Genomic DNA, 1,372 nt, shown 5'->3' with positions numbered 1-1,372 from the left:
GTGATCGTGCCGAAGTCGCTGACGGAGCCCAGGAAGAACCCCGCCACCAGCAGGATCATCGTGGCCGGGACCATGAACGTCGTGATCACCATCGTGGCCTTGGGAACCGCCCGCGCCGCCTTGCGGCGGGCGTTCTGCGCGTCCGTGCGGCGCATGTCGTTCGCGATCTGGATCAGCGTGTCGACGATCGGCGCGCCCAGCTCCTCGCCCTGCTGAAGCGCCGTGACGAACTGCGCCACCTGCTCCGAGTCGTTGCGCCTGCGCAGTTCCTCGAAGGCCTGGCGGCGGCTGACGCCCATGTCCATCTGGCGCAGCGTGATCCGCAGTTCGTCCGCCCAGGGCCCGCGGTAGCGGTCCGCCACCCGATCGAGTGCCTGCCGGAAGCCCAGCCCCGCGCTCACCACGACCGCGAGCACATCGAGGAAGTCCGGCAGCGTACGTTCGATGGCGTCCTTGCGCTGGCGAATGGCCGCCCAGATGCCGACCTCGGACCAGAACAGACCGAAGGCGATCAGCAGCAGGGCCAGGAGGACCTGTCCGCGCGCCAGCATCACCAGCGCGCCGACGCCGCCGAGCGCCCCGTAGAACGCGCGCCGGGCGGCGTAACGGTCCACGGTCAGACCGCCGGGGTTGCCGGCGAGGTCGATCCGGCGGCGGACCCTGGCCACCCGCCGCTCGCCCATCAGCCGCAGCACCAGGGGCGCGTAGCGCATGCCCACGCGGTCGATGGCCGAGCCGACGGCTGTCGTCCGGGTGGCGCCCACCTCCAGGGCGACGGCCAGGTCCGGCGGCAGCTTGGTCTCCCGCCGGTAGAGGGCCACGCCGTAACACGCGCCCGCCGTGCCCAGTCCGGCCGCGAGGGCCAGGAGCAGCGCCGTGGGACCGGCCATCTCGTCCTCCTCGGCTCAGACGTCGATCTTCGACATGCGGCGGATCAGGAAGAAGCCGACGGCGTACAGGCCGAAGGCCACGACCACCGCCGCCTGGCCCAGCAGGGAGCCGGTCATGCGGTCGATGGAGCCGGGCGCGATCTTGTCCATCAGCAGCAGCGTCCCGATACCCATCACCGGCACCACGTATGCGGTGATGGTGACCTGGGAGAGCTGGGTGCGCACCTCGCGCCGGGTCTCCTTGCGCTCCTCCAGGGTCTGGGTGAGGTTGCGCAGGGAGCCGACGACCGTGCCGCCGGCCTTGTTGGAGAGCACCAGGGTGGTGACGAGGACGACGAGTTCCCGCGAGGGCAGCCGGTCGGCCAGCTCGCCGAGGGCGTCGTCCACGGACTGGCCCAGGCTGAGCGCGTCGGCCACCTTGGCGAGCTCCTCGCCGGCCGGGGCCTCCAGCTCCTCGGCGGCCATGGCGAGCGCCGTGCGCA

At 71.7% G+C, this 1,372-nt stretch carries 2 protein-coding genes; both read right to left on the bottom strand.

The window, feature by feature from the left end; translation table 11 throughout:
• Nucleotides 1-890, bottom strand: an 890-nt coding sequence (locus ACSNOD_RS31180; protein WP_436770438.1) for a DUF5936 domain-containing protein, incomplete at its 3' end; no start/stop codon positions are given.
• A gap of 15 nt (nt 891-905) precedes the next feature.
• Nucleotides 906-1,372, bottom strand: a 467-nt coding sequence (locus ACSNOD_RS31175) for a type II secretion system F family protein (protein ID WP_436770437.1), incomplete at its 5' end; no start/stop codon positions are given.

This window comes from Streptomyces sp. URMC 123 (genome assembly GCF_051386515.1).
GTDB lineage: Bacteria > Actinomycetota > Actinomycetes > Streptomycetales > Streptomycetaceae > Streptomyces.
This window is presented reverse-complemented; position numbering and strand designations above follow the sequence as displayed.